Below are 5,816 nucleotides of genomic sequence, written 5' to 3' on the forward strand. Positions count from 1 at the left end.
TTGCCAGCGAAGGGGCCAGAACTGTTACCGCACTGTTTGAATACCTACCTCACTGTTACCAACAACCACCCCGCCTGAACGCCCTTGCGCACCAAAAACTGCCGGCTGTTTGTTTTCACGCACCAAATCAGGGCGCTGACTTTTTTTGAATCACGATAAACGGCGAAACCACCACGGCCCAGATCGGTGCATCGGTGCTCGAAAGGTCTAGCGCCTGCTCGGCAGTCACCGGCACGACCGTGCCATCATTTCGCCACTTATCGAAGGTTTCACTACGGTTTTCGGCCATTGCCGAGGCTACCTCGATCAGGTCCAGCGATGGCTCGACCCAAATCAGGTCACCCTTGGCCCAAAAACGCTCCAGCGCTTTCCACTCGATGATTGCAGTCTCGCCGAGCAATTTGGCATAGAGGGTGCTTGGTTGATCTGTCATGGGTTCCTACCAGAAATAATTCGACCACTGAAAGGTCGCTATTTTTGCAGAAAAACCCAGTTTCAAATAAGTAATTGATCGGCAACCGCCTGAATGCCCCGCGCCAGCTCACCATACTGGCAAGATGGCGGCGCATTTATGTACGTTTCTGTCGATTAGGCGACACCCCCGGATTTTGCCCCAGCGCGCCTGCTTTTCAAGCGATCAAGCGGCGCTCTACACTGTACCGGTACAGTTGCCAGGGCGTTGTGCGGGGGAACACGGGAGAGGCAGTACGGCGTGGCCGTACCGGTATCCCGGTCCTGTAGCCCTGGACGCCAGGACTATAAAAATTACAACAGAATGAGTGGAGCACTATGAGTAAGCAGATTTCCAAGCTGTTCGCCGCAATGGTTCTGGCCGGGGTAGCCAGCCATGCAGTTGCCGCCGATACCATCAAGATCGGCATCGCCGGCCCGAAAACCGGCCCGGTTACTCAATACGGTGACATGCAGTTCATTGGCGCAAAACAGGCTATCAAAGACATCAACGCCAAGGGCGGCGTCGACGGCAAGATGCTCGAAGCCAAGGAATACGATGATGCCTGCGACCCTAAACAGGCCGTGGCAGTCGCCAACAAAGTGGTCAACGATGGCGTCAAGTACGTGATCGGCCACCTCTGCTCCAGCTCCACCCAGCCCGCGTCGGACATCTACGAAGACGAAGGCGTGATCATGATCACCCCGGCTGCCACCAGCCCGGAGATCACCTCGCGTGGCTACAAGCTGATCTTCCGCACCATCGGCCTGGACAGCGCCCAGGGCCCTGCCGCAGGCAACTACATCGCCGATCACGTCAAGCCCAAAGTGGTCGCGGTACTGCACGACAAGCAGCAGTACGGTGAAGGCATCGCCACCGCGGTCAAGCAGACCCTCGAGAAGAAAGGCACCAAGGTTGCCGTGTTCGAAGGCCTGAACGCCGGCGACAAGGACTTCTCCTCGATCATCCAGAAACTCAAGCAGAACAACGTCGATTTCGTCTACTACGGCGGCTACCACCCAGAGCTGGGCCTGATCCTGCGCCAAGCCCAGGAAAAAGGCCTGAAGGCCAAGTTCATGGGCCCTGAAGGCGTCGGCAACGACTCCATCTCGCAAATCGCCCAGGGCGCTTCCGAAGGCCTGCTGGTGACCCTGCCCAAGTCGTTCGATACCGACCCTGCCAACAAGGCGATCGCCGACGCGATCAAGGCCGATGGCAAGGACCCGAGCGGCCCGTTCGTGTTCCCGGCCTACTCGGCTGTCGAGCTGATCGCCGAAGGCATCAAGGCCGCCAAGAGCGAAGACACCGACAAGGTCGCTGCAGCCATCCACGCTGGCACCTTCAAGACCCCGACCGGCGACCTGTCGTATGACGACAAGGGCGACCTGAAAGACTTCAAATTCGTGGTCTACGAATGGCATTTCGGCAAACCTAAAACCGAAGTTTCCCCTCAGTAATCCCGTCACTCCATGACTACAAGCCCACTGTGCGAGCAGTGGGCTTTGTTTTACGAGGTTCATGGGCCTGATTCCCGCGATCCGGGAGCAGGTTCACCTGAAAATCTTAAAACCGTCACCAGCGGTTCGCTGGCAGTTGCCTGGGCGAAGTGGCCACAGACCACAAGGCCGGGCCGGGCACCCTCCCACCAGTGAAATGCGTATCGGGTTTTTAGGAGCGCTGTAATGCCTGAGATCTATCACTTCTTCCAACAGCTGGTTAATGGCCTGACCATTGGCAGCACCTATGCCTTGATAGCCATTGGCTACACAATGGTTTACGGCATCATTGGAATGATCAACTTCGCCCACGGCGAGGTGTACATGATCGGTTCCTACGTGGCCTTCATCGCCCTTGCCGGGTTGGCCATGATGGGTATCGATTCGCTGCCGATCCTGATGACCGTGGCCTTTGTCGCCACGATCTTCGTCACCAGTGCCTATGGCTACAGCATCGAACGGGTCGCCTACCGCCCCTTGCGTAACAGCAACCGGCTGATCCCGCTGATTTCCGCCATCGGCATGTCGATTTTCCTGCAGAACACCGTGTTGCTGTCCCAGGACTCCAAGGACAAGTCGATCCCCAACCTGATCCCGGGGAGCATCTCCTTCGGCCCGGGCGGCGCTGAAGAAGTACTGATCAGCTACATGCAGATCCTGGTCTTCATCGTCACCCTGGTGGCCATGACCGGTCTGACCCTGTTCATCTCGCGTTCACGCCTGGGCCGCGCCTGCCGCGCCTGCGCCGAAGACATCAAGATGGCCAACCTGCTGGGCATCAACACCAACAACATCATTGCCCTGACCTTCGTCATCGGTGCGGCCCTGGCCGCAGTGGCAGCGGTACTGCTGAGCATGCAGTACGGCGTGATCAACCCCAACGCCGGTTTCCTGGTAGGCCTGAAGGCCTTTACCGCAGCGGTACTGGGCGGCATCGGCAGCATTCCGGGCGCCATGCTCGGCGGGCTGGTGCTGGGTGTGGCCGAAGCCTTTGGCGCCGACATCTTCGGTGACCAGTACAAGGACGTGGTGGCATTCGGTCTTCTGGTTCTGGTGCTGTTGTTCCGTCCGACCGGCATCCTGGGCCGTCCGGAGGTTGAGAAAGTATGAGCAGACATCTTAAATCGGCGTTTTTCAGCGCCTTGCTGGTCTGGGCCGTGGCCTTCCCGGTGCTGGGCCTGAAGCTCAGCATTGTCGGCATCAACCTGGAAGTGCATGGCCAGGGTCCGCTGACCCTGGGCGTGATCGCCCTGTGTTCGGTGCTGATGTTCCTGCGCGTGTTGTTCGACAGGCAGTGGAGCTCGGTGATGAGCCGCCGCTCGGATCGCAAGCTGATCTCGCCCGCAGTAAGCAATTACCTGACCCTGCCCAAGACCCAGCGCTGGATCATCCTGGGGCTGATCGTGATGGCGCTGGTGTGGCCGTTCTTCGGCTCACGCGGCGCGGTCGACATCGCCACGCTGATCCTGATCTACGTGTTGCTGGGCCTGGGCCTGAACATCGTGGTCGGCCTGGCGGGGCTGCTCGACCTTGGCTATGTCGGCTTCTACGCCGTCGGCGCCTACAGCTACGCGATGCTGTCGCACTACCTGGGCTGGAGCTTCTGGGTCTGCCTGCCGATCGCCGGCCTGATGGCCGCCACCTTCGGCTTCCTGCTCGGCTTCCCGGTATTGCGCCTGCGCGGTGACTACCTGGCGATCGTGACGCTGGGCTTTGGCGAGATCATTCGCCTGTTCCTGCGTAACCTGACCGACTGGACCGGCGGCCCCAACGGTATCAGCAACATCCCCAAGCCGGAGTTCTTCGGCCTGACCTTCGAGCGCCGCGCTGCCGAGGGGATGCAGACCTTCCATGAGTTCTTCGGGCTGGCCTACAACTCGATCAACAAGGTGATCTTCCTCTACCTGGTGGCCCTGCTGCTGGCACTGCTGGCGCTGTTTGTCATCAACCGGCTGCTGCGCATGCCCATCGGGCGTGCCTGGGAAGCGCTGCGCGAAGACGAGATCGCCTGCCGTGCACTGGGCCTGAACCCGACGGTGATCAAGCTTTCCGCGTTCACCCTCGGCGCTGCATTCGCCGGGTTTGCCGGTAGCTTCTTCGCCGCGCGCCAGGGCCTGGTGACGCCGGAGTCGTTCACCTTCATCGAGTCGGCGATCATCCTCGCCATCGTCGTGCTGGGCGGCATGGGCTCACAACTGGGCGTGATCCTCGCGGCCATCGTGATGATCCTGTTGCCCGAGCTGATGCGTGAGTTCAGCGAATACCGGATGCTGATGTTCGGTGCGCTGATGGTGCTGATGATGATCTGGCGTCCGCAAGGCCTGCTGCCTATGCAACGTCCACACATGGAGCTGCGTCGATGAGCCGCGAAATTCTGCAAGTGAGCGGCCTGAGCATGCGCTTCGGCGGCCTGTTGGCGGTCAACGGCGTGGCCCTGTCCGTCAAGGAAAAACAAGTGGTGGCACTGATCGGCCCGAACGGCGCCGGCAAGACCACCGTGTTCAACTGCCTGACCGGCTTCTACAAACCCAGCGGCGGCAGCATCCTGCTCGACGGCCAGCCGATCCAGGGCCTGGCCGGCCACGAGATCGCCCGCAAGGGCGTGGTGCGCACGTTCCAGAACGTGCGCCTGTTCAAGGAAATGACCGCGCTGGAAAACCTGCTGATCGCCCAGCATCGGCACCTGAACACCAACTTCTTCGCAGGCCTGTTCAAGACCCCGGGGTTCCGTCGCAGCGAGCGCGAAGCCATGGAGTTCGCGCAGTTCTGGCTGGAAAAGGTCAACCTCACCGAGTTCGCCAACCGTACCGCCGGCACCCTGGCCTACGGTCAGCAACGGCGCCTGGAAATCGCCCGCTGCATGATGACCCGCCCACGGATCCTCATGCTCGACGAACCGGCGGCGGGCCTGAACCCCAAGGAGACCGAGGACCTCAAGGCGCTGATCGGCACCTTGCGTGAAGAGCACAACGTCACCGTGCTGTTGATCGAGCACGACATGAAACTGGTCATGAGCATCTCCGACCATATCGTGGTGATCAACCAGGGCACACCGCTGGCCGATGGCACCCCGGAACAGATCCGCGACAACCCTGAAGTGATCAAAGCCTACCTGGGGGAAGCGTAAATGCTGCAGTTCGAAAACGTTTCCACCTTCTATGGCAAGATCCAGGCGCTGCACGACGTCAACGTGGAGATTCGCCAGGGCGAGATCGTCACCCTGATCGGCGCCAACGGCGCCGGCAAGTCGACCTTGCTGATGACCCTGTGCGGTTCACCGCAGGCGCATAGCGGCAGTATTCGCTACATGGGCGAAGAGCTGGTGGGGCAGACCTCGGCGCAGATCATGCGCAAGAGCATTGCGGTGGTGCCGGAAGGTCGGCGGGTGTTCTCGCGCCTGACCGTCGAGGAGAACCTGGCCATGGGCGGGTTCTTCACCGACAAGGGCGACTTCCAGGAGCAGATGGACAAGGTGTTGCACCTGTTCCCGCGGCTCAAGGAACGCTTTGCCCAGCGCGGCGGCACCATGTCCGGTGGCGAGCAGCAAATGCTTGCGATCGGCCGGGCGCTGATGAGCAAACCCAAGCTGCTGCTGCTCGACGAGCCGTCGCTGGGGTTGGCCCCGATCATCATCCAGCAGATCTTCGACATCATCGAACAGCTGCGCAAGGATGGGGTGACGGTGTTCCTGGTGGAGCAGAACGCCAACCAGGCACTGAAGATCGCCGACCGTGCCTATGTGCTGGAGAATGGCCGGGTGGTGATGCAAGGCACCGGTGAAGCGCTGCTGGTCGATCCGAAAGTGCGCGACGCCTACCTGGGCGGTTGAACCGGGTGATGTTCGAAAAACGGCCTTCGGGCCGTTTTTT

The 5,816-nt window shown here is 60.4% G+C and carries 6 protein-coding genes; 5 read left to right on the forward strand and 1 reads right to left on the reverse strand.

Annotation, left to right across the window (positions count from 1 at the left end):
• Positions 1-127: 127 nt before the first annotated feature.
• On the reverse strand, positions 128-433 hold the full coding sequence (locus G3436_RS13770; RefSeq protein WP_163945819.1) for a DUF2288 domain-containing protein: 306 nt from the start codon (positions 431-433) through the stop codon (positions 128-130).
• Between the two features lie 356 nt (positions 434-789).
• Between G3436_RS13770 and G3436_RS13775 the strand changes: the two genes are divergently transcribed.
• The 5 genes from G3436_RS13775 (at position 790) to G3436_RS13795 (ending at position 5,776) form a co-directional block, all read left to right on the forward strand.
• Complete coding sequence (locus G3436_RS13775; RefSeq protein WP_163945822.1) at positions 790-1,908, forward strand: branched-chain amino acid ABC transporter substrate-binding protein; 1,119 nt, start codon at positions 790-792, stop codon at positions 1,906-1,908.
• Between the two features lie 225 nt (positions 1,909-2,133).
• Positions 2,134-3,057, forward strand: coding sequence for a high-affinity branched-chain amino acid ABC transporter permease LivH (gene livH, locus G3436_RS13780; protein ID WP_045185823.1), 924 nt, complete (start codon positions 2,134-2,136; stop codon positions 3,055-3,057).
• On the forward strand, positions 3,054-4,310 hold the full coding sequence (locus G3436_RS13785) for a high-affinity branched-chain amino acid ABC transporter permease LivM (protein ID WP_163945824.1): 1,257 nt from the start codon (positions 3,054-3,056) through the stop codon (positions 4,308-4,310). Before livH ends, G3436_RS13785 begins: the two co-directional genes overlap by 4 nt.
• Positions 4,307-5,074: a high-affinity branched-chain amino acid ABC transporter ATP-binding protein LivG gene (gene livG / locus G3436_RS13790; protein ID WP_163945825.1), complete on the forward strand. Its 768-nt coding sequence runs from the start codon at positions 4,307-4,309 to the stop codon at positions 5,072-5,074. Before G3436_RS13785 ends, livG begins: the two co-directional genes overlap by 4 nt.
• Complete coding sequence (locus G3436_RS13795; RefSeq protein WP_163945828.1) at positions 5,075-5,776, forward strand: ABC transporter ATP-binding protein; 702 nt, start codon at positions 5,075-5,077, stop codon at positions 5,774-5,776.
• Positions 5,777-5,816: the final 40 nt, after the last annotated feature.

Source organism: Pseudomonas brassicae (assembly GCF_010671725.1).
Lineage (GTDB): Bacteria > Pseudomonadota > Gammaproteobacteria > Pseudomonadales > Pseudomonadaceae > Aquipseudomonas > Aquipseudomonas brassicae.